The organism is Paenibacillus sp. LHD-117 (assembly GCF_030929555.1).
Taxonomy (GTDB): Bacteria; Bacillota; Bacilli; order Paenibacillales; family Paenibacillaceae; genus Pristimantibacillus.
This window is the reverse complement of the sequence record NZ_JAVFVT010000031.1, coordinates 68,762-88,442: the sequence shown is the minus strand read 5'-3', so window position 1 is coordinate 88,442 and position 19,681 is coordinate 68,762. Positions and strand designations below refer to the sequence as shown.

At 51.6% G+C, this 19,681-nt stretch carries 28 protein-coding genes and 1 rRNA gene; 3 read left to right on the top strand and 26 right to left on the bottom strand.

What is annotated here, in order from left to right:
• The 3 genes from RB620_RS22120 to RB620_RS22110 form a co-directional block, all read right to left on the bottom strand.
• Positions 1 to 88 (bottom strand): 16S ribosomal RNA (locus RB620_RS22120); the annotation flags it as partial.
• A gap of 307 nt (positions 89 to 395) precedes the next feature.
• Complete coding sequence (locus RB620_RS22115; RefSeq protein WP_307208526.1) at positions 396 to 617, bottom strand: hypothetical protein; 222 nt, start codon at positions 615 to 617, stop codon at positions 396 to 398.
• Between the two features lie 229 nt (positions 618 to 846).
• Positions 847 to 1,473, bottom strand: a complete 627-nt coding sequence (locus tag RB620_RS22110) for a stage II sporulation protein M (RefSeq protein WP_308098152.1) — start codon at positions 1,471 to 1,473, stop codon at positions 847 to 849.
• A gap of 138 nt (positions 1,474 to 1,611) precedes the next feature.
• Between RB620_RS22110 and pdaB the strand changes: the two genes are divergently transcribed.
• Positions 1,612 to 2,430: a polysaccharide deacetylase family sporulation protein PdaB gene (pdaB, locus tag RB620_RS22105; RefSeq protein ID WP_308098150.1), complete on the top strand. Its 819-nt coding sequence runs from the start codon at positions 1,612 to 1,614 to the stop codon at positions 2,428 to 2,430.
• A gap of 25 nt (positions 2,431 to 2,455) precedes the next feature.
• On the opposite strand, the gene RB620_RS22100 is transcribed toward pdaB, so the two are convergent.
• Positions 2,456 to 3,079 (bottom strand): KinB-signaling pathway activation protein, encoded by a 624-nt coding sequence (locus RB620_RS22100; protein WP_308098148.1) that lies wholly within the window; start codon positions 3,077 to 3,079, stop codon positions 2,456 to 2,458.
• A 203-nt stretch (positions 3,080 to 3,282) separates the two neighbouring features.
• On the opposite strand from RB620_RS22100, the gene gerD reads away from it, so the two are divergent.
• The gene (gerD, locus tag RB620_RS22095) at positions 3,283 to 3,978 is read left to right on the top strand and encodes a spore germination lipoprotein GerD (RefSeq protein WP_308098146.1); all 696 of its coding nucleotides are present in this window, start codon (positions 3,283 to 3,285) and stop codon (positions 3,976 to 3,978) included.
• Positions 3,979 to 4,195: 217 nt separating this feature from the next.
• Here the strand turns inward: gerD and RB620_RS22090 are convergent, their stop codons facing one another.
• The 6 genes from RB620_RS22090 to rplM all read right to left on the bottom strand — a co-directional run bounded on the left by RB620_RS22090 (position 4,196) and on the right by rplM (position 9,404).
• Positions 4,196 to 5,320: a P-loop NTPase gene (locus RB620_RS22090; protein WP_308098144.1), complete on the bottom strand. Its 1,125-nt coding sequence runs from the start codon at positions 5,318 to 5,320 to the stop codon at positions 4,196 to 4,198.
• Between the two features lie 104 nt (positions 5,321 to 5,424).
• Complete coding sequence (gene cwlD, locus RB620_RS22085) at positions 5,425 to 6,219, bottom strand: N-acetylmuramoyl-L-alanine amidase CwlD (protein WP_308098142.1); 795 nt, start codon at positions 6,217 to 6,219, stop codon at positions 5,425 to 5,427.
• Positions 6,220 to 6,377: 158 nt separating this feature from the next.
• The gene (gene sat, locus RB620_RS22080) at positions 6,378 to 7,544 is read right to left on the bottom strand and encodes a sulfate adenylyltransferase (RefSeq protein ID WP_308098140.1); all 1,167 of its coding nucleotides are present in this window, start codon (positions 7,542 to 7,544) and stop codon (positions 6,378 to 6,380) included.
• A 59-nt stretch (positions 7,545 to 7,603) separates the two neighbouring features.
• Positions 7,604 to 8,299 carry a phosphoadenylyl-sulfate reductase gene (locus tag RB620_RS22075; RefSeq protein ID WP_308098136.1) on the bottom strand — a complete coding sequence of 232 codons (696 nt, stop codon included), beginning with the start codon at positions 8,297 to 8,299 and terminating at the stop codon, positions 7,604 to 7,606.
• A gap of 254 nt (positions 8,300 to 8,553) precedes the next feature.
• Positions 8,554 to 8,946 (bottom strand): 30S ribosomal protein S9, encoded by a 393-nt coding sequence (gene rpsI, locus RB620_RS22070; protein ID WP_028609625.1) that lies wholly within the window; start codon positions 8,944 to 8,946, stop codon positions 8,554 to 8,556.
• 20 nt (positions 8,947 to 8,966) lie between these two features.
• Positions 8,967 to 9,404 (bottom strand): 50S ribosomal protein L13, encoded by a 438-nt coding sequence (gene rplM / locus RB620_RS22065; protein ID WP_308098133.1) that lies wholly within the window; start codon positions 9,402 to 9,404, stop codon positions 8,967 to 8,969.
• A gap of 344 nt (positions 9,405 to 9,748) precedes the next feature.
• Between rplM and RB620_RS22060 the strand changes: the two genes are divergently transcribed.
• Positions 9,749 to 10,717 (top strand): DUF4097 family beta strand repeat-containing protein, encoded by a 969-nt coding sequence (locus RB620_RS22060; RefSeq protein WP_308098131.1) that lies wholly within the window; start codon positions 9,749 to 9,751, stop codon positions 10,715 to 10,717.
• 126 nt (positions 10,718 to 10,843) lie between these two features.
• Here RB620_RS22060 and truA read toward each other — a convergent pair whose 3' ends face one another.
• From truA to rplF, 16 genes are all read right to left on the bottom strand, one after another.
• Positions 10,844 to 11,644 carry a tRNA pseudouridine(38-40) synthase TruA gene (truA, locus tag RB620_RS22055; RefSeq protein WP_308098128.1) on the bottom strand — a complete coding sequence of 267 codons (801 nt, stop codon included), beginning with the start codon at positions 11,642 to 11,644 and terminating at the stop codon, positions 10,844 to 10,846.
• A gap of 87 nt (positions 11,645 to 11,731) precedes the next feature.
• Positions 11,732 to 12,097 carry a 50S ribosomal protein L17 gene (rplQ, locus tag RB620_RS22050; RefSeq protein WP_119803830.1) on the bottom strand — a complete coding sequence of 122 codons (366 nt, stop codon included), beginning with the start codon at positions 12,095 to 12,097 and terminating at the stop codon, positions 11,732 to 11,734.
• A 53-nt stretch (positions 12,098 to 12,150) separates the two neighbouring features.
• Entirely contained in the window at positions 12,151 to 13,095 is a 945-nt protein-coding gene (locus RB620_RS22045) for a DNA-directed RNA polymerase subunit alpha (protein WP_087570331.1), read from the bottom strand.
• 126 nt (positions 13,096 to 13,221) lie between these two features.
• Positions 13,222 to 13,617, bottom strand: coding sequence for a 30S ribosomal protein S11 (rpsK, locus tag RB620_RS22040; protein ID WP_028609630.1), 396 nt, complete (start codon positions 13,615 to 13,617; stop codon positions 13,222 to 13,224).
• Between the two features lie 19 nt (positions 13,618 to 13,636).
• Entirely contained in the window at positions 13,637 to 14,005 is a 369-nt protein-coding gene (gene rpsM / locus RB620_RS22035) for a 30S ribosomal protein S13 (RefSeq protein ID WP_087570330.1), read from the bottom strand.
• Between the two features lie 19 nt (positions 14,006 to 14,024).
• Positions 14,025 to 14,138, bottom strand: coding sequence for a 50S ribosomal protein L36 (gene rpmJ / locus RB620_RS22030; protein ID WP_003333770.1), 114 nt, complete (start codon positions 14,136 to 14,138; stop codon positions 14,025 to 14,027).
• Positions 14,139 to 14,183: 45 nt separating this feature from the next.
• Entirely contained in the window at positions 14,184 to 14,399 is a 216-nt protein-coding gene (infA, locus tag RB620_RS22025) for a translation initiation factor IF-1 (RefSeq protein WP_015847200.1), read from the bottom strand.
• Positions 14,400 to 14,401: 2 nt separating this feature from the next.
• Complete coding sequence (locus RB620_RS22020) at positions 14,402 to 14,683, bottom strand: KOW domain-containing RNA-binding protein (protein WP_308098118.1); 282 nt, start codon at positions 14,681 to 14,683, stop codon at positions 14,402 to 14,404.
• Position 14,684: 1 nt separating this feature from the next.
• Positions 14,685 to 15,449 carry a type I methionyl aminopeptidase gene (gene map / locus RB620_RS22015; RefSeq protein WP_308098116.1) on the bottom strand — a complete coding sequence of 255 codons (765 nt, stop codon included), beginning with the start codon at positions 15,447 to 15,449 and terminating at the stop codon, positions 14,685 to 14,687.
• The gene (locus tag RB620_RS22010; protein ID WP_308098114.1) at positions 15,449 to 16,099 is read right to left on the bottom strand and encodes an adenylate kinase; all 651 of its coding nucleotides are present in this window, start codon (positions 16,097 to 16,099) and stop codon (positions 15,449 to 15,451) included. The genes map and RB620_RS22010 overlap by 1 nt, the downstream gene beginning before the upstream one ends.
• A 91-nt stretch (positions 16,100 to 16,190) precedes the next feature.
• Positions 16,191 to 17,492, bottom strand: coding sequence for a preprotein translocase subunit SecY (secY, locus tag RB620_RS22005; RefSeq protein ID WP_308098112.1), 1,302 nt, complete (start codon positions 17,490 to 17,492; stop codon positions 16,191 to 16,193).
• Positions 17,493 to 17,933: a 50S ribosomal protein L15 gene (gene rplO / locus RB620_RS22000; RefSeq protein WP_308098110.1), complete on the bottom strand. Its 441-nt coding sequence runs from the start codon at positions 17,931 to 17,933 to the stop codon at positions 17,493 to 17,495. It lies immediately after the preceding gene.
• A 41-nt stretch (positions 17,934 to 17,974) separates the two neighbouring features.
• Positions 17,975 to 18,157 (bottom strand): 50S ribosomal protein L30, encoded by a 183-nt coding sequence (gene rpmD, locus RB620_RS21995; protein WP_308098108.1) that lies wholly within the window; start codon positions 18,155 to 18,157, stop codon positions 17,975 to 17,977.
• A 13-nt stretch (positions 18,158 to 18,170) separates the two neighbouring features.
• Positions 18,171 to 18,668 (bottom strand): 30S ribosomal protein S5, encoded by a 498-nt coding sequence (rpsE, locus tag RB620_RS21990; protein ID WP_068679339.1) that lies wholly within the window; start codon positions 18,666 to 18,668, stop codon positions 18,171 to 18,173.
• Between the two features lie 25 nt (positions 18,669 to 18,693).
• Positions 18,694 to 19,062, bottom strand: coding sequence for a 50S ribosomal protein L18 (gene rplR, locus RB620_RS21985; RefSeq protein ID WP_308098104.1), 369 nt, complete (start codon positions 19,060 to 19,062; stop codon positions 18,694 to 18,696).
• Between the two features lie 63 nt (positions 19,063 to 19,125).
• Positions 19,126 to 19,668, bottom strand: coding sequence for a 50S ribosomal protein L6 (rplF, locus tag RB620_RS21980; RefSeq protein WP_308098102.1), 543 nt, complete (start codon positions 19,666 to 19,668; stop codon positions 19,126 to 19,128).
• Positions 19,669 to 19,681 lie beyond the last annotated feature (13 nt).

The window sequence follows — 19,681 nt, the reverse complement described above, 5'->3', positions numbered from 1 at the left end:
TGCAAGCACTCCATCAGATCCGCTCGACTTGCATGTATTAGGCACGCCGCCAGCGTTCGTCCTGAGCCAGGATCAAACTCTCCATAAAAGTGTTTGATAGCTCTAAAACGTTGTTGCTACGAAGATTTTCGCATTGGCTAAAGCCAAGTACGAAAACTTCTTATCGATCCAATCTTGCGATTGTTTCGGGCAGTTTCGCTCGTTGTTCAGTTTTCAAAGAACAATCTTTTCTTTCTCGAAGCATTCGCGCTCGAGGTTTATCGAGTGTGAATGTCTTCCTCGTCAGCGCCAATGTCTCAGCGGCGACAAGAAATAATATATCACAGGGGCCCAATTGATTGCAACCCCTATTTTGAATTTTTTTTAGAAAAAGTGATTTTTACGTTTACCCACCTTTATCGGTAAGTACGCGCATTTAGCGCATATCGGGAAAGCTCTTTAGGGGATGCAATTCGGGCATACATTCTGAAGATGATTTTGTACCTGCGGGCAATCGCTTGTTTGATGTCTCCGTCCAGCCGCGAGTCGTTCAGATCGAGCAGCATTTCGTCCAATTCCTTGCGCAACACGTAATCGAGTTCTTTGCATTCTTTGTCGTTGAATAGTATTCCGAGCATAACCGTAAGCGGCCTCCTTTGGGGTATGTAGCGCATGTGGACCGTCCCTGAGACGTGCAAGGCGAAACGGCTGAAACCGACGTGTCGGCGTAGCGCGTTTCATCACGAGAATTCTAAGCGAAAATATAAGAAGCTAAACTTATAAATTCTTAGAATTCAAAAAAAGCAGCGTCGTCGCAAATGCGTTTCGACACCGCCTTACTGTTATGCTCAAATATTGGAAATAATATTACAACGACAACAGCCAACCTGTAAATGTACTTTCAATGATGGACGCGACGAGCAATGCCACGGTAAGAATAACGATCATCGGCACGGTTCGGATCACGAATTCGGACATTTCGCTCCCGATGCCGCGCAGCTTGCCGCGGCTGAACAAGAGGCTTCCCGTCGAGCGAAGCACAAGGCTGCCGAATTTGAGACCGTATGCGCAAGCCACGATGATGGCGGGAATTTCAATAATCCCATGAGGCAGCAATCCTTTGAACACCAGCTCATAGACCGGCATGGCTTCGGGCTTAGCCGCAGTTAATTGAAGTAAATAACCGATCACCATCCCGTTCACGACCAAGAAAAAGAGCGGGACAAATCCGAAGAACGCGCCCAAGTACATAATGAAAATCGACTTGATCGCATTGTTGAGGAAGATGACGACAATCATCGCCAGCGTTTTATTTTCGGCTTGGTCCACGATGGCGACCATTTGTTGAAGTCCGGCCAATTGCCCGTCCAGAAAGGAACGAAAAGCCGGATTGGTCCCTCCGATCACGATCCCAGCAAAAAACAACACAAACGAAAATCCGATATAGCCGCGCATTTGTTTCAGGTGATTCCATATTGCAGACAAACGAAACATTCGGTTCACTCTCCTTCCCTATATTCGGCGGAACAAAAATAGCATATCCGCGATGTGTACGAGCATAGATTGTACTATTAGCGCATTACAGCCGTTGCCTCGAGTCGAGGCAAAACCAAGAGAGGAGAGCCCATCCCCATGAATATGTTTTATGTCATGAACGGCAGAAAGCTGAAGAAGTACTTTTTTATCGCGATTGCTCTCGTGTTTTCGGTAGGAATCATCTACGCGGAACGGGACAATATTACGGTGTTCGCTCCACAGCAGCCCGCCGCCATCTACAGCGTTCCGACGGACAAGAAGGTCGTGGCGCTCACGTTCGACATCAGCTGGGGGGACAAGCGTGCCGAGCCTATTCTGCAGGTGCTCAAGGAAAAGAACATTACGCAGGCCACCTTCTTCCTCTCCTCCCCATGGAGCCAGTCGCATCCCGATCTGGTTAAGAAAATCCAAGAAGCCGGATACGAAATCGGCAGCCATGGGCACAAGCACGACTTCTATAGCAAGCTCAGCGATGAAGAAATCCGCAAACAGATCTCGACCGCGCATACGATATTATCCGATCTGACCGGCAAACAACCGAATCTGATCCGATTGCCAAACGGAGATTTCGACAAACGCGTCCTTCGCATCGCCGAAGAATTGCAGTATAAGGTCATTCAGTGGGATACCGATTCGATGGACTGGATGAACATCGGCACGGACAAAATCATCAACCGCGTCGTCAGCCGGACGCATCCGGGAGATATCATTCTCCTCCATGCCAGCGACACCGTGCTCCAGACGCATGAAGCTCTTCCCGTTATTATCGACCAGCTACGCGAGAAAGGTTACGAATTCGTCAATGTGACGCAGCTCATTAATCAGACCGAAGCCGAAGGCAATACGGTTCAGAAAGACCAATCGGATCAGAAGAAGCCCGCCTCCGCTTCCCAGCTCAGCGCTGCTAGCGAATAACGGACTTCATGAAACGAAATATGAATTAACTAGCCGATTTCGCGGAGATAGCCGCGGAGTCGGCTTCTTTGCTGCCCAGAAGGCGATGCATCATCATATTTTGGTACGCATTGCAAACGAAGAGCGGGATCATCATAAAGACGATAGCCGCAACGTTCGTCTCTCCTTGCAACGCCGGCCACGCCTCGATAAACGTGACGACGAACATGAGGAACATCGTTGGGATGAACGCGCTGTTGTTGGTTTGTTTGACTTTGGCCCAGGACACGATTAGCGATGCGGCGAACAAAATAAGCGGCAGTACCCAGAAAAACCAATCGTTCGTTCTCTCTTCATAAAGGACATAACCGAGACCGAATACGGCGAATAACGTGGTGTAACCTTGCAGCGCATTCCAAAGGTATTTTTTGCGGAAGACGCTAAGGGCAATATAATTGAGAGTCAAATATGCGAAAAATCCCATTTGGCTGAAGGCGCCGATCATCAGTCCCGAGATGCCCATCATAAGCACATTGAACCCTGTCGCTTCCATGCCGAGGAAACCGAATTCCTGATCGGTCAGCAGCATAATGGCTCCGCATACGATACAGACGACCGCCCCTACCGCCATCGTGCTCCAAAATAAGAAAAACCATTTGCGCAAAGTCACTTGAGAATCCTCCAGAACGTTTTGGCTTTATTTTACCACGATCACAACAAAAAGCTAATGCCCGTCCATGATAAAACCGTGAACAATGCGCATAATAAGATCGATCCAGGTGAAACGGCTAGCGCCATCCCTTGTCTGCAGGCGCGTTTCAATCGGACCCCATGATCCAAACGGGCATTGACATAGAAGGGAGCAAGCAAAACATGCGCATCAGATGGTCTTTATTCTTGTCGCTATTGGCGTTTGCTTTCGTACTCGCAAGTTGCGGCGCCGAATCATCCGGAGGTCAGCAGCAAATCAGCTACAAAGACATGAAATCGATGGTCATCGATATTCTGAAGACGGAGGACGCCCAGAAGGCGCTTCAGGAATCGGCGGAGCAGCTGTCCGGCTACTCTACGCAATCCTCTAAGCTGCTGTCAGTGCAGGATCAGGAGGAGGTCCGTCTCGCTGTCAAGGATGTCATTAGTTCCCCCGATTATGACAAAGTAATCAGGAAGTTGATGACCGACACACGGTTCGCCGGTGAATTTGCGAAATCCGTCAATAAGGAAAACAAAACGATTCATAAGGAATTAATCAAAGACCCGCAATATCAAGCCGAGCTTCTAAAGACATTCAACAATCCAGAGATGGAAAAAATGATTTTGGAAGTTCTGAAAAGCGCACAGTACCGTAAAGAAGTCATGTCGCTCATGCAGGAATCGATGCAAAATCCGTTGTTCCGACTCGAAGTGCTCGATCTGATGAAGGCGGCGGTCAAGGAAGAGCTTCAGACGAAGCCCGACGAGAAGGTGAAGAAGTCCGAGGAAGAAGGACAACAGCAAGAAGAGCAAGGCATGCAGGAAGAGGAGCAAGGCCAAGAGGAAGAACAGCAAGGCGAAGAAGAGCAACAGTAAGACAGCGAGTTAAAGCAACTGTTAGAGCAGCGAAGCAGCAAAGAGCAACGATACAAGAGCAACGATACAGAGCAGCAATTTACAGCGATTGTAAAAGCAACAGTTACAAGCAGCGGTTCAGCGAAGCAAAAAGCCCGGAAGCTTATCGGTTCGGTCCGGATCGGCGTCGATGGACGTCGAATCGAACCGGACGAATAGCTCTCCGGGCTTTGATTGTTTAGCGGGAACGTTCGACCCGGGCGATTACGCTGTCCGCCAGCTCAAGGTACATCGCACCCGTTTCGGAATCGGCCTTATACACCGACGGCGAGAAATCAGGCTCCGAAACATGATTGTCCGGCGCGCCGAGCGGAATTTGCGCCATCAGGTCGCAATGCAGCGTCTCCGCAAGGCGGGCGCCGCCGCCGCGGCCGAAGACGTACTCCTTCTCCCCCGACTTCGACACGTAATACGACATATTCTCCACGACGCCGATGATCTCGTGTTCCGTCTTGATGGCCATCGCCCCTGCTCTCGCGGCTACGAAAGCAGCCGTCGCGTGAGGCGTCGTAACGATGATTTCCTTGCTCTGCGGAATGATCTGGTGCACGTCGAGCGCCACATCCCCCGTTCCGGGCGGTAGATCCAGCAGCAGGTAGTCAAGCTCTCCCCACTCGATCTCTTGGAAGAAGTTGCGAAGCATTTTGCCGAGCATCGGCCCCCGCCACACGATCGGGCTGTTGTCCTCGACGAAGAAACCCATCGAGATCACCTTCACGCCGAACCGCTCGATCGGGATGACCCGATCGTTCACGACCTGCGGCCGCTCTTCGATGCCCATCATATCGGGCACGCTGAAGCCGTAGATGTCCGCGTCGATAATGCCGACGCGCTTGCCTTTCCTGGCCAAGGCGACCGCCAAGTTGACGGTCACCGTGCTCTTGCCGACGCCGCCCTTGCCGCTCGCGACGGCGATGAATTCGGTCCCGCTGCCAGGCGCCAGCAGCGGGCTGGCCAGACCGGCCCCGTGCCCTTGCACGGCAGGGCCCGTCTTGGTGGCGCCGGCTCCGCCTCCCGGCGCCTGCTGCGCCTGTGGCTGCGCTGGGGCGTCCCCGCCCGGCGCTGCCGCAGGCGCGCCCTCGGCGCTCCGAAACCGGCAATGCACGGTTTCGGCGCCGAGGCGCGCCAGGGCCTCGCGCAGCGAGGCCTCGAGCGCGGGCTGCGCAGCCGCGCTCGCTTCGAGAACCGTCAACGATACTTGACGGTTCCGGACCATGACGTCGCGGAAGGTGACGCCTTCCGCGCGATATTGTTCGGCCATCACGTGCTCGATGGCTTCGATGGCTTGTTCGCGTGTTAACATATGCTTAAGTCCCACCTTTATTTAAATCGCAATATCCCCTATTATAACATAGCTTAATGTCTCGTCTGCAGCACGTGGATCATACATCCACTATATCCGTCTTTTTACTCGCCATTCTGCAATTTGATTTCATCCGACGTACTTCCGCTAAGTTTCTCCCCCGACGTGTACCGAAGGATGCCTTGATAGATCGATGCCGCTACCTGGCGCTGATATTCCGCATCCGCAAGACGCGCCGCTTCTCCCGGATTGGATAAGAAACCGACTTCCACGAGCGCGGTTGGAATATCCGGCAGCGCCTTGAGCAGGTAGACGTCCTTCTTCACTGCCGCGATGCGCGTCGTATTTTCCAGATTCCGTTTGATTTCGTCTTGAATGAATGCGGCAAGCAGCCGGTTATCGGGATGGGCCGAAGAATTATAAAACGTCTGTGCGCCAGACCACTTCTCTGAAGGTATACTGTTCATATGTATGCTGATGAATGCCGCCGGTTTGCTCTCTTCGATCAGAGCCGCCCTTCGTTTCAAATCCTCCGTCTTCCGTTTGCTGTAGGCATTCGCGTCTCCCGAAGCCAGATCGTAGTCCCCTTCGCGCGTCATAACGACAATGGCCCCCGCTTGCTGCAAATAATCCCGGAGATTCAACGCGATCGCAAGGTTCAGATCCTTTTCCACCGCCCCCTGCTTGCTTACCGCTCCCCCGTCCGCCCCGCCGTGTCCTGCATCTATTGCAATCGTCTTGCCGGATAGCGGCAGCGTCCAGTACGACCAAGAACTCGATGAAGGCAAATTTTCGCGCAAGAGAAACCCGGTTAGGATGAGGACCACGATGGCCGCGGTAATCCGAAGCGTTCCCTTAATCGTCAACCACACCACGAAATGCCGACGAATTCTACGCATCACAAAAAACCACCCCGTTCCCGTACATGTTCAGCGGCTTTGGCTTGGATAAGCCTAGCGCACTCTTCATGTATATGGGACGAGATGGTTTTTTACCACATAAGAATATTATAATATTCCGAGCCTATAGAAGATTGCATATTCTTATTGGCCTCGGATTAGCCCACAGGCTGCTCCGACATGCCTTCGATCAGAATCTTCGCCACTTCCGGACGAGAGAATTCCGGAGGCGGGCAGATGCCGTCGCGCAGCAATGCGCGAACCTTCGTGCCGGACAACGTCAGATGCGACTCCTTGCCATGCGGGCAAGTTTTGGTCGTCGCCATGTTGCCGCACGTCGTGCAGTAAAAGCTATGTTCGAAGTACAGCGGCGTAATGCCAAGGTCTTCGGCAGGGATCGACTTCAGCAATTCCTGCGCTTCGTACGTGCCGTAATAGTCGCCTACCCCGGCATGATCGCGGCCGACGATGAAGTGCGTACAGCCGTAGTTTTTGCGGACGATGGCATGGAAGATCGCTTCGCGTGGTCCCGCATAACGCATAGCCGCCGGGAATACGCCGAGGAATACGCGGTCTTTCGGATAATAGTTTTCCAGCAGCGCCAGATAACTTTTCATCCGGACATTCGCGGGAACGTCATCCGACTTCGTCTCGCCGACAAGCGGATTCAAGAACAAAGCGTCGACGATTTCCATCGCCGTCTTCTGAATGTATTCATGCGCACGGTGAACAGGGTTGCGCGTCTGGAAGCCGACAATCGTCTTCCAGCCTTTATCTGCGAACAAACCGCGAGTCTCCGAAGGGGTAAAATAAAACTCCTGGAACTTTTCCGGCTGCGGACGGTTCAGCACCGTAATGGATCCGCCCACGTAAATATTGGAACGCTCAAGCAGCTTCTGAACGCCTGGATGCGCCAGATCATCCGTTTTAAAGACATTAACCGCTTCAACCTTTTGATCTACTGTATAGATGCTTTCGACGTTAATGATGCCGTACGTAATGCCGTCTTCGCCGATCAATGCAGCGCGTTCGCCTACTTGCAGCTCAGCCGCCTTGGTTTCGTTCACGGATAACGTGATCGGAATGCTCCATACCGTCCCGTTCGCCAGGCGCATCTGCCCAACGACGGAATGATAATCTTCTTCGTTCAAAAATCCGGTAAGCGGCGAGAACGCGCCCACGCCGATTAGGTCGAGGTCGGAGATCGTCCATGTGTTGATCACGATCGGATTCAGCAGCGCGGCTTCCGTCAGCAGCGCTTCGCGTTGTTCGCCAGCGGCGATGCGGTTCACCAGTTCGCCGCCATGAGGAGCAATTTGACTCATAATCGAATAATGCCTCCTAAAAAGTTAGTTATTCATGTATGTTGTCTATCGTTGTTTATTTACTTATGCAATCCGCATTCCGTCTTCTCTTGGCCCGACCAGCGTCCTGCGCGCGGATCTTCGCCCGGCATAACCTTGCGCGTGCAATATTCGCAGCCGATGCTCGGATAGTTCTGGTCATGAAGCGGATTGTAAACGACGTTATTCTCGCGGATGTAGTTCCATACATCTTCTGTCGTCCAGTTTGCGATCGGATTAAATTTCACGAGGCCGAATTTCACGTCGTATTCGATTTTCTTCGCGTTCGCGCGAGTCGGAGCCTGATCGCGTCTAATGCCTGTAATCCAAGCTTCGTACTTGGAAAGAATTTTCGTCAACGGTTGTACTTTGCGGATATCGCAGCACTTGTTGGCGTCGGTCTTCCACAGTTCGTCGCCAAACTGAGCAGCTTGCTCTTCAGGTGTTATTTCCGGTTTTACTTCCACGAACGGAATGCCTGGGTAAACTTCGGCAAGCTTGTCGCGCGTCTCGTACGTTTCCTTGAAGTGGAAGTCCGTATCCAAATAGAAGATGTCTGTCTTCGGGCTAATCTTCTGGAGCATATCCACCAGAACGACGTCCTCGGCACCGAAACTGCATGCGAATGTAATATTCGGGAACGTCTCGACAGCGAAACGGATAATGTCTTCCGGCGATGCATTCTCGAGCTCAACAGCCTTCTGCGCGATAAGCGCTTCTTTCTCAAACAAGTTCATGGGTCGTAACCTCCGTCTTTAATTCCAAGTAAAGTAGTCTGTATTATCGATTATACGACTTTCCTTCCGAATGTTCAATGCCTCTTTTCACCAATATGACGAAAAGTTTGCAACGTGACGCCTCCGCACCTGTCTAGTTGCTATTTTTTCATATCTCCGCTTCAGCCTAAGCATCCTATATCCAACCGTTTCGGTCAGAATGGCAAAAAAAAGATACCACCTCTGCATAAAGCAAAGATGGTATCTTCGTTGAATTAACGTTTCGAGAACTGTGGTGCGCGACGAGCCGCTTTAAGACCGTATTTTTTACGTTCTTTCATACGCGGATCGCGTGTCAGGAAGCCTGCGCGCTTCAGAGCCGGACGGAACTCAGGATCTGCTTTGAGCAGAGCGCGGGAGATGCCGTGACGGATAGCGCCAGCTTGGCCGGACATGCCGCCGCCGTTAGCGATAACCAGTACATCGTACTTCGACAATGTATCAGTCAGGTTCAGCGGTTGTTTTACGATCAGCTTGAGTGTTTCCAAGCCGAAATATTCATTCAAATCGCGTTTATTAACAATGATTCGTCCTTCACCCGGCACAAGACGTACACGTGCAACAGAGTGTTTACGACGACCGGTTCCATAGTATTGCACTTGAGCCATGAAACGTGTCCTCCTCTTTATTAGCCGCGAAGCTCGTAGACTTCAGGGTTTTGGGCTTGATGTGGGTGTTCCGCACCTGCGTAGACTTTCAGCTTAAGCTTCATTTGGTTGCCCAGACGGTTCTTAGGCAACATGCCGTGCACTGCCAGCTCAATCATACGCTCTGGCTTGTTCTTCACCATCTCGTGTGCAGGAGTGACTTTCAAGCCACCTGGATGCATGGAGTGACGGTAGTAATTTTTGTTAGCCATTTTGTTGCCTGTCAGAACGATCTTGGAAGCGTTGATGACAACAACGAAATCGCCAGTGTCGATGTGAGGCGTAAATTGCGGTTTGTGTTTGCCGCGGATCAGGCTTGCAGCTTCGCTAGCCAGACGTCCGAGCGTCTTGCCTTCCGCATCGATGACGAACCATTTACGCTCAACTTCATTCGGCTTAGCCATATAGGTGGTACGCATGGATGATCCTCCTTAATTCTGTTACGTTAATCGTTTTTATAACAACGTTGCCGTTGGTTTGTTATTCGTGGTTGGAACTTACGGTTGCGGCCATTCTAAGTCGGGGCTGTGGGAGAGCCACTTAGAAAGCACAAGTTATATTCTACTATAAAGCCTAGTGAAGTGCAAGTCGTTTTTGTTAATTCCTTTAGCTCCCGAGCAACCGCCCGACTAGACCTAAGGCCAGCAGTCAAGTACGCCAACAGGCCGTTTCAACGGCGATGCTCCATTGCTACAATAAGAACATCGAAAGCGCCGCAAGTCGATGCGGCAACAAGCCCATATAAGTTAGGAGAGTTATAATCATGAAAGCAAACAAAGCACTCGGTACTCTGCTCGTACTCCTCGGGGTATGCGCATTATTCTACTTGTTCATGAACAACGGCAAAACCTCGTTAAGCGGAATATTCTCGGGATTCACGAAGCCGGTTTACGAACAGCGAACATTCGCTACGGATAGATTGTTGAACGTCGAGATCGAATCGAACAGCCTGGACGTTGATGTCGTCCGCGGAATCGGCGATGACATCGTCGTCACGCTCAAAGGCCGTGCGACCAAAGCCGAAGCCGACGACTTGCAGTTAAGCGCCGAAGAAGACGGCGATACGTTGAAGCTATCGCTTCAGTCCAACAACGGATTTCACATCGGCTTCAATTGGTCGAACGTGAAGTTGACCGTGGAGCTTCCCGATCAAACATGGGATTCGTTCTCTGCCGAGCTGAACAGCGGCGACCTCTCCATCGACTCCGCCGAATTCAATAACGCCGAGCTGAATACGAACTCCGGCGACATTAAAGCCGAATCGATAACGGCTTTAACGAACCTGAAGGTTGTTGCGAACAGCGGCGATATCAGTCTCGAGGAAGTGACCGGTAAAACCGTTGAACTGGAGAACAATAGCGGCGACTTAACCATCGATCGTTATGAAGCCGATCTTATCCAATTCGACATCCGCAGCGGCGATGTCTCGCTCGAGGACGGCGTCGCGCAGTTGAACGGAGAAGCCGGGTCGGGCGACATTCGTTTGAACGCCGATGATTTGGAATACAACACGGATTTGAAGGCCGGAAGCGGCGATATTATCATCAACTTGTCCCGCGATCCCGAATCCCTTGCCGTTCAATTCAGCAGCGGCTCAGGCGACTGTATCGTCCGCAAGGACGGTTTCGTCGAACAGGGGAAAAACGGAGACAGCGACGCGAACGGTTCGTTCGGATCCGGGGACCTGAAGCTAAGCGCTCGCACGAGCTCCGGGGACATCGTTCTTAGATAACACATGATTAATTTCGGCGGCTAGCTTCGAACGAAGCTGGCCGTTTCACCTTGTATCATCGACATGGTTAACGATTAACGAGATTAAATAGTACCTCACATCGCCATATTCCCCCGTATGTTCGGTTTATTCCTCGTCCTCGTCGATCTGCGATGACTCGTCGAAGCTCGGTGCAACCGGACCGCTCCAATCGCCGTACTCCACATCCATCAGCATCAGGCCATGCGCCATCGCCGTCGGTCCGGCAAGCGACCTCGACTTGCCTTCCAGGATCCGGTTCATGTCCCCCGGCTTCAGCTTGCCTTGTCCCACCCAAAGCAGCGTACCCATAATGACGCGCACCATGTTGTACAAGAAGCCGTTGCCCGTGATATACATATGGAGAGCGCCGCCCTCCTGCCTGAAATACGCTTCATAGATCGTCCGGATATGATGGGGCTTGGTGGAATGAATAGAGGTGTAGGAAGTAAAGTCATGCGTGCCTACCAGGTAGGCAAGGCCTTCCTCCATCGCGGCCACGTTCAGCTTCGTGGGGTGATGGAAGCGGTATGACCTGGCGAACACGTCCGGGAATTTATCCGTCTCGATGGTATAACGATATGTCTTGCGTTTGGCCGAACGTCTGGAGTGAAACTCCATCGGCACGTCCCATGCGTCCAGAATAATAATATCCTTCGGCAGCCGCGTATTCAGCGCAATCGCCCATCGTTCCGTAGGAATCGTCGAAGCCGTGTGGAAGTTGAATACCTGCCCCATCGCATGTACGCCGGCATCCGTACGTCCCGATCCGATAATCACGATCTTCTCGCCGGTTAGATGGTGGATCGCTTTCTCGATTTCGTCTTGTACGGTTCTTCCATAGGGCTGCGACTGAAACCCGTTAAATCCGCTCCCGTCATAACTTACTTTAACGCCGATATTCCGCATGCCGTTCCTCCTGCCCATCACTCATTGCATCCTTGCTTCAAAAATAAAAAAAGGTGGCCTCAAGGGTCCACCCTTTCTTCAAAAGTGTTACGCGCGGTCAACCAGCTCAAGGTAAACCATAGGCGCGGCGTCGCCGCGACGTGGTCCAAGCTTCAGGATACGCGTGTATCCACCTGCACGCTCCGAATAACGGGTAGCCAGTTCGGAGAACAGCTTTTGGATTGCGTCTTGCTCACCGTTTACGGATTCGCGACGCACGTAAGCTGCAACTTGACGACGAGCATGAAGATCACCTTTTTTCGCTTTCGTGATCAGCTTCTCAGCGATAGAACGAACCTCTTTCGCTTTAGCTTCAGTCGTTTGAATACGCTCATACAGGAACAGATCAGTAACGAGGTCACGGAACAATGCTTTCCGCGCGCTTGCGTCACGTCCCAATTTTTGATATGCCATCTTGTTTTCCCCTCCCTTGCTGTGTGGTCTAATCTTGCTGTCAGACTACAAGACTACTCTTCCATGCGCAGGCCAAGACCCAGCTCTTCCAGCTTCTCTTGAACTTCTTCCAAGGATTTGCGGCCCAAGTTGCGAACCTTCATCATATCCTCTTCGGATTTCGTGATCAGCTCTTGAACGGTGTTGATGCCAGCACGCTTCAAGCAGTTATATGAACGTACGGACAGATCCAGTTCTTCGATCGTCATCTCTAGAACCTTCTCTTTTTTGTCCTCTTCCTTCTCAACCATGATTTCAGCATCTTTGGCTTCATCCGTTAATCCAACGAACAAGTCCAAGTGCTCGGTCAAAATCTTAGCGCCGAGGCTTACTGCCTCTTCAGGGCGAATACTGCCGTCCGTCCAAACTTCCAGCGTCAGCTTGTCGTAGTTCGTGACTTGACCGACGCGTGTGTTCTCTACGCTGTAATTAACCCGAGTAATGGGCGTGTAAATCGAATCGACAGGGATGACGCCAATCGGTTGATCGTCGCTCTTGTTCCGGTCCGCTTGCACGTAACCGCGTCCCCGATTAGCAAAAATCCGCATATGGAGCCGCGCTCCGGAGGCCAAGGTCGCAATGTGAAGATCAGGGCTTAAAATCTCGACATCGCTATCAGCTCGAATGTCGCCCGCTGTTACGTTCCCTTCGCCTTCCGCGTCGATCTCCAACACTTTCTCCTCGTCGGAGTGAATCTTCAGCGACAGGCCCTTCAGGTTCAGAATGATTTCCGTTACGTCCTCAATCACTCCGGGAACCGTAGAAAACTCATGCAGCACGCCGTCGATTTGAACCGACGTCACGGCCGCACCAGGCAAAGACGACAACAAAATTCGGCGAAGCGAATTTCCAAGCGTCGTGCCGTATCCGCGTTCCAGCGGCTCGACCACGAAACGTCCGTAGGTGCCCTCGTTATTCAGCTCTACGGTTTCGATTTTCGGCTTTTCGATCTCAATCACAAATAGTACCCTCCTTCAAACGTCGCTCCGTTACCTAGTCGTTATTTATGTCAAATCTCGTAGTATGCCAAACCTTCACAACCATTATTCACAAGTTGTAGTAATTTGATACCACCGTGGATCCAACTATACGCGGCGACGTTTAGGCGGACGGCATCCGTTATGCGGGACTGGGGTTACATCCTTAATGAGGTTAACTTCCAATCCAGCAGCTTGCAACGAACGAATCGCAGCTTCGCGGCCGGCGCCTGGTCCTTTAACCATAACTTCGACAGTTCTCATGCCATGCTCCATAGCCGCTTTCGCAGCGGATTCGGCAGCCATCTGAGCTGCGAACGGCGTGCTCTTACGGGAACCTTTGAAACCAAGGTTGCCGGAGCTTGCCCAAGAGATTGCATTACCGTGAGGGTCAGTGATCGTAACGATCGTGTTGTTGAACGTCGAACGAATGTGAGCCACGCCAGTGTCAATGTTTTTCCGATCGCGACGTTTCGTGCGAACGACTTTTTTTGGTTTAGCCATTGTCCATTATCCTCCTTTCTTATTTCTTCTTATTAGCTACAGTACGACGTGGACCTTTGCGTGTACGCGCGTTTGTTTTCGTACGTTGACCGCGAACAGGAAGTCCGCGACGGTGACGAAGACCACGGTAGCAGCCGATCTCAGTTAGACGTTTGATGTTAAGCGAAATTTCACGACGAAGGTCGCCTTCCACTTTAACATTCTTGTCGATGGCTTCGCGCAAACGAGCCAGCTCATCTTCAGTCAGATCGCGAACGCGAGTGTCTGGGTTAACTTCCGTGGAAGCCAAGATTTTTTGCGAAGTCGTTTTGCCGATACCGAAAATATACGTCAGGGCGATTTCAACGCGCTTGTCGCGCGGAATATCTACACCAGCTATACGTGCCATGGGCTATATTTCCCTCCTTTTATCCTTGTTTTTGTTTGTGTTTCGGATTTTCACAAATCACCATAACGTTGCCTTTGCGACGAATGACTTTGCATTTCTCGCAGATCGGCTTAACCGAAGGTCTGACCTTCATTGTGATTACCTCCCGAATCTTTCGAAAAGCTTGCCGCCGTAGCGGTTACTTCCGATAGGTGATGCGCCCTCTCGATAAATCGTAAGGCGATAACTGTATGACCACTTTGTCTCCGGTCAGAATGCGGATGAAATGCATTCTAAGCTTGCCGGATACATGTGCGAGAATTTGATGACCGTTCTCCAGCTCCACCTTGAACATCGCATTCGGCAACGGCTCGATGACCGTACCTTCGACCTCAATGACGTCTTCCTTCGCCACCGTCATTCTCCTTTCGCATGCGCGTACTTCTGAATTGCGTAACGTAATTTGGCATTCGTCACTCTGCCTGTTTCTTGCAAGCTGCTTATTACCTCATGACTAAAGGCAGGCTGTAACATCAGATGCAGAACGTTCTTTCTCTTCGGCTGGTCGAATCTTCGTTTGTCGCCGTCCGCGATCATGACGAACCTGTCGTCGATGACGGCGATGACTACGGCATAACTATCTTCGTCCTTGCCTCGAAGCACTTTGACGAACTGACCAATCTGGGGACGAGCATCCATCTTACACCTCGGGCTGCTGCGGCAGAATGGTCAATATTTCAAAGCCGTCCTCCGTGACGGCAACCGTGTGCTCGAAGTGAGCGCACCAGGAACCGTCTTGCGTTACGACTGTCCAATCGTCCTCGAGCGTTCGTACATATCGTTCACCGATATTAACCATCGGCTCGATGGCAAGCACCATACCCGGCTTCAGCCGCGGCCCTCTGTCCGGTACACCATAGTTCGGTATTTGCGGTTCTTCATGCAGTTCCGCGCCGATTCCGTGCCCTACGTATTCCCGTACAACCGAGAAACCCGCTGCTTCAATGACCTTCTGGATGGCGTGCGATATCGTATAGAGTCGGACATCCGGCTTAACGAGCGCAAGACCCGCATAAAGCGATTCTTCCGTTACGTCGAGCAGTCTCTGAACTTCCGGCTTAACCGTCCCGACCGCGTAGGTCCAAGCGGAATCGCCGTGATAGCCTTCGTACTGTGCCCCGATGTCGATACTTATAATATCGCCCTCGTTCAACTTGCGAGATCCAGGGAATCCGTGCACCAACTCGTCATTCACAGAAGCGCAGATGCTGGAAGGAAACCCATTGTAACCTTTAAAGGAAGGAACGGCATTCTGGCTTCGAATGTACTGTTCGGCAATGCGGTCAAGCTCACCGGTAGTGATGCCTGGCTTTACCGCCGCAGCCATTAGCCGATGCGTCTCCGCAACGATCCGTCCGGCTTCCCTCATTAATCGCAGCTCCGATTCGGATTTGCAAATAATCATTACAACGTACCTTTCAAGCAGGAAACGATATCGGCCGTTACAACGTCGATATCCTTCTCGCCGTCGACTTCGCGCAGGAGGCTCTTACCGCTGTAGTAATCAAGAAGAGGTGCCGTCTTGGATGTATACTCATCCAGACGCGTGCCTACTTTCTCTTCTGTATCATCGGAACGTTGATACAGCTCTCCGCCATCCTTGTCGCAGATGCCTTCGACTTTCGGCGGATTGAATAGTACATGGTAAGTCGTTCCGCAGGATTTGCAGATGCGTCTGCCCGTCAAGCGAGCAAGCAGCAATCCGCGGTCAACTTTCAGGTTCACGACATGGTCGATGCTGCGGCCAAGTTCCGTCAGCATGGCATCAAGCGCTTCGGCTTGCTGCAGCGTACGGGGGAAGCCGTCCAGAAGGAAACCCTTCTGGCAATCATCCAGAGCAAGACGCTCTTTCACGATGCCGTTCGTAATTTCATCCGGAACCAGTAGACCTTGATCGACGTATTCCTTCGCTTTCAGACCAAGCGGCGTGCCTTGCTTCATCGCAAGACGGAAAGCGTCGCCCGTCGAAATGTGCGGAATGCCGAATTCTTCTACGATTCGCTCAGCTTGCGTTCCCTTACCGGCTCCCGGAGGGCCCATGAATAAAATGTTCATTACCGTGTTCCTCGCTTTAAACACAGGTAGGCTCGTTCGGGCACCGCACCGCTCGATCTCGGAGCGCGGCAGCCCGCTTTCGAACCTACTGTTATTTATTGATAAACCCTTTGTAATGGCGTTTGATCAACTGGCTCTCGATTTGCTTCATCGTGTCAAGCGCAACGCCGACAACGATGAGAAGGGAGGTGCCGCCAAGCTGCACTGAGCGCGGTAATCCAGCTAGTGCTCCGAAGAACACAGGGAAGACAGAGATAGCCGCTAGGAAGAGAGCACCCGTTAACGTAATCCGCGACATAACGCGGGTCAAGTATGCGGATGTCGGCTTGCCAGGACGAATGCCCGGAATGTATCCGCCATTCTTCTTCATCTGATCTGCCATTTGCACCGGATTAATTTGCACGAATGTGTAGAAGAAGGTGAAACCGATTATCAGCAATACGTACAGAACCATGCCCAGCGGGCGGTCGTAGTTCATATTGTCGATGATCCAATTCGCCCAGCCTTGGCCTTGCCAGAAGTTCGCAATCGTGACAGGGAACATGATCAACGATACCGCGAAGATGACCGGGATAACCCCTGCGCCATTAACCTTCATCGGAATGTGAGTCGATTGTCCGCCGTACATTTTGCGTCCGACAACACGCTTCGCGTATTGTACGGGAATCTTCCGGATACCTTGCTGAATGAAGATAACGCCGACGATGATCGCGATGATCACGATTACGATCAGCACCATCTTCACGATGTTCAAGAACATTTGATCTTGCGCATCGATGAATTGGTCTTGGTAGATCGTGCGGATGTGGCCAGGAATGCCGGCTACGATAGCCGCGAAGATCAAGATCGAAATACCGTTGCCGATACCTCTCTCCGTAATTTGCTCGCCGAGCCACATCAAGAAAGCCGTACCAGCCGTCAAGATGATCGCGATGACCAAGTAGTCTACGAAGTTTGCGTTCGGAATCATTTCTAGTCCGAAGGAGCGGTTGAAGCCGATCGCCGTAGCGAAGCCTTGCACCAAACCAAGGATGACCGTGCCGTAACGCGTAATCTGGGCTAGCTTACGCTTCCCGTTCTCGCCTTCCTTCGCCCATTCCGCGAATTTCGGAATAACGTCCATCGATAACAGCTGCACGATAATGGAAGCCGTGATGTATGGCGTGATACCGATCGCGAAGATGGAGAATTGGAAGAGAGCGCCGCCCGAGAACGTGTTCAGCAGGCCGAACAAGTCAGCGCCTGCGGAATCCATGTTCTCGAATACGGTTTTGTCTACTCCCGGTACCGGAATAAAGGAACCGATACGGTAAATGAAAAGAATGAAAAGCGTGAATAGGATCCTTGTACGCAGATCCGCCACTTTCCAAATGTTGGACACGGTTGTGAACAATTAGATCACCTCGGTTTTACCGCCGGCAGCCTGGATTTTCTCTACCGCAGATTGAGAGAACTTGTTTGCTTTAACAGTGAGCTCTACTTTCAATTCACCATTACCCAAGATTTTGATTCCTGCCAAAGGGTTACTGATAACTCCTTGCTCAAGAAGAACCTGTGGTGTAACTTCTGTCCCTGCAGCAAAGCTGTTCAGATCTTCAATGTTAACAATCGCGTACTCCTTGCGGAATGGATTGTTGAAACCGCGCTTCGGAACTCGACGGTACAAAGGATTTTGGCCGCCCTCGAATCCAGGACGAACACCGCCGCCGGAACGAGCGTTTTGACCTTTATGGCCTTTGCCTGCAGTCTTGCCGTTGCCGGAGCCGATACCGCGACCTTTGCGCTTAGGCGCTTGGGTCGAGCCTGGTGCTGGTGCTAACTCATGCAATTTCATCGTTCGTGCACCTCCTTGTTTATTTCGTGTAGTGCTTATCGTTATTGTACTTCTTCGACTGTAACCAAGTGGTTAACCGCGTTAACCATGCCGCGGATCGCCGCGCTGTCGTTATGAACGACCGATTGACGAATCTTGCGAAGGCCGAGCGCTTCGACCGTTGCGCGTTGTTTCTCGTTGCGGCCGATCAAACTGCGAACGAGGGTGATTTGCAATTTTGCCATCGTATTTCCCTCCTTAACCTAGCAGCTCTTCGACTGTTTTGCCACGCAGCTTCGCAACATCTTCCGCACGTTTCAGACGGGAAAGACCTTCAAGCGTCGCGTTAACCATGTTCAGGGAGTTCGAAGAACCAAGAGATTTCGTTAAAATGTCGCCTACGCCAGCCAGTTCGAGAACAGCGCGAACCGGGCCGCCGGCGATAACACCAGTACCCTCGGAAGCCGGCTTCAGAAGAACTTCTCCTGCGCCGAAGTGACCAAGAACAAGGTGAGGAATCGTAGTTCCTACGAGTGGAACGTGGATCAGGTTTTTCTTCGCGTCTTCAATACCTTTGCGAATCGCATCCGGTACTTCGCCCGCTTTACCGATACCCGCGCCAACGTAGCCTTTGCCGTCGCCGACTACTACAAGCGCGCTAAAGCTGAAACGGCGTCCGCCTTTTACTACTTTCGCTACGCGATTGATATGAACAACTTTTTCAGTCAGTTCTAACGTATTAGGATCTACACGCAAGTCGTTTTACCTCCTTATTGAGTGATTAGAAATTCAAGCCTGCTTCGCGTGCCGCGGTAGCCAGCGCTTGAATTCTTCCGTGATACAAGTAACCTCCGCGGTCGAATACAACGTCGGTTACGCCTTGTGCTTGAGCGCGTTTCGCGATCAGTTCGCCAACTTTAGCAGCAGCATCTACGTTGCCGCCGTTGCCGATTGCTTCCGTCAGCTCTTTATCCTTAGTGGATGCCGCAGCCAACGTTACGCCTGCCACGTCGTCGATCAATTGAGCGTACATGTGCTTAGCGGAACGGAATACGGACAGACGAGGACGTGCAGCCGTGCCGTTGATTTTCTTGCGAACACGAAGGTGTCTTTTCAGACGGGCCTTGTTTTTGTCGCCTTTCGTAATCATGCTTGGGTTCCTCCTTTCCTTATGCCTTAGGAAGCTATTGCAAGGAACGCTTCAGGTTCCTTATTATTTCTTCTTACCAGCTTTACCTTCTTTGCGGATGATGCGCTCGCCTTCGTATTTGATACCTTTGCCTTTATACGGCTCAGGCTCGCGTACGGCACGGATTTGAGCGGCAACAGCGCCTACGCGCTCTTTGTCAATACCGCGAACGGTGATTTTCGTGTTAGCTGGAACCTCGAACTCGATGTTGCTCTCGGGAGCAATTTCAACCGGGTGGGAGTAACCAACGTTAAGCACGATTTTATCTCCGGATTTGCTTGCACGGTAACCTACGCCAACGAGCTCCAGATTTCTCGTGAAGCCGTCAGTAACTCCTGTCACCATGTTTGCGATAATGCTGCGAGTCGTTCCGTGAAGGGAACGATGCAATTTATTGTCGGAAGGACGTTCGATCACGATTTCGTTTTCCGCCACGTTCACTTTCATTTCCTTGTGAATTTCGCGGGAAAGCGTGCCTTTCGGTCCTTTTACAGTAATCACTGTGTTGTCCAAGTTGATGCTTACACCAGCAGGGACTGCAATTGGTTTACGACCAATACGGGACATTGTTACACCTCCT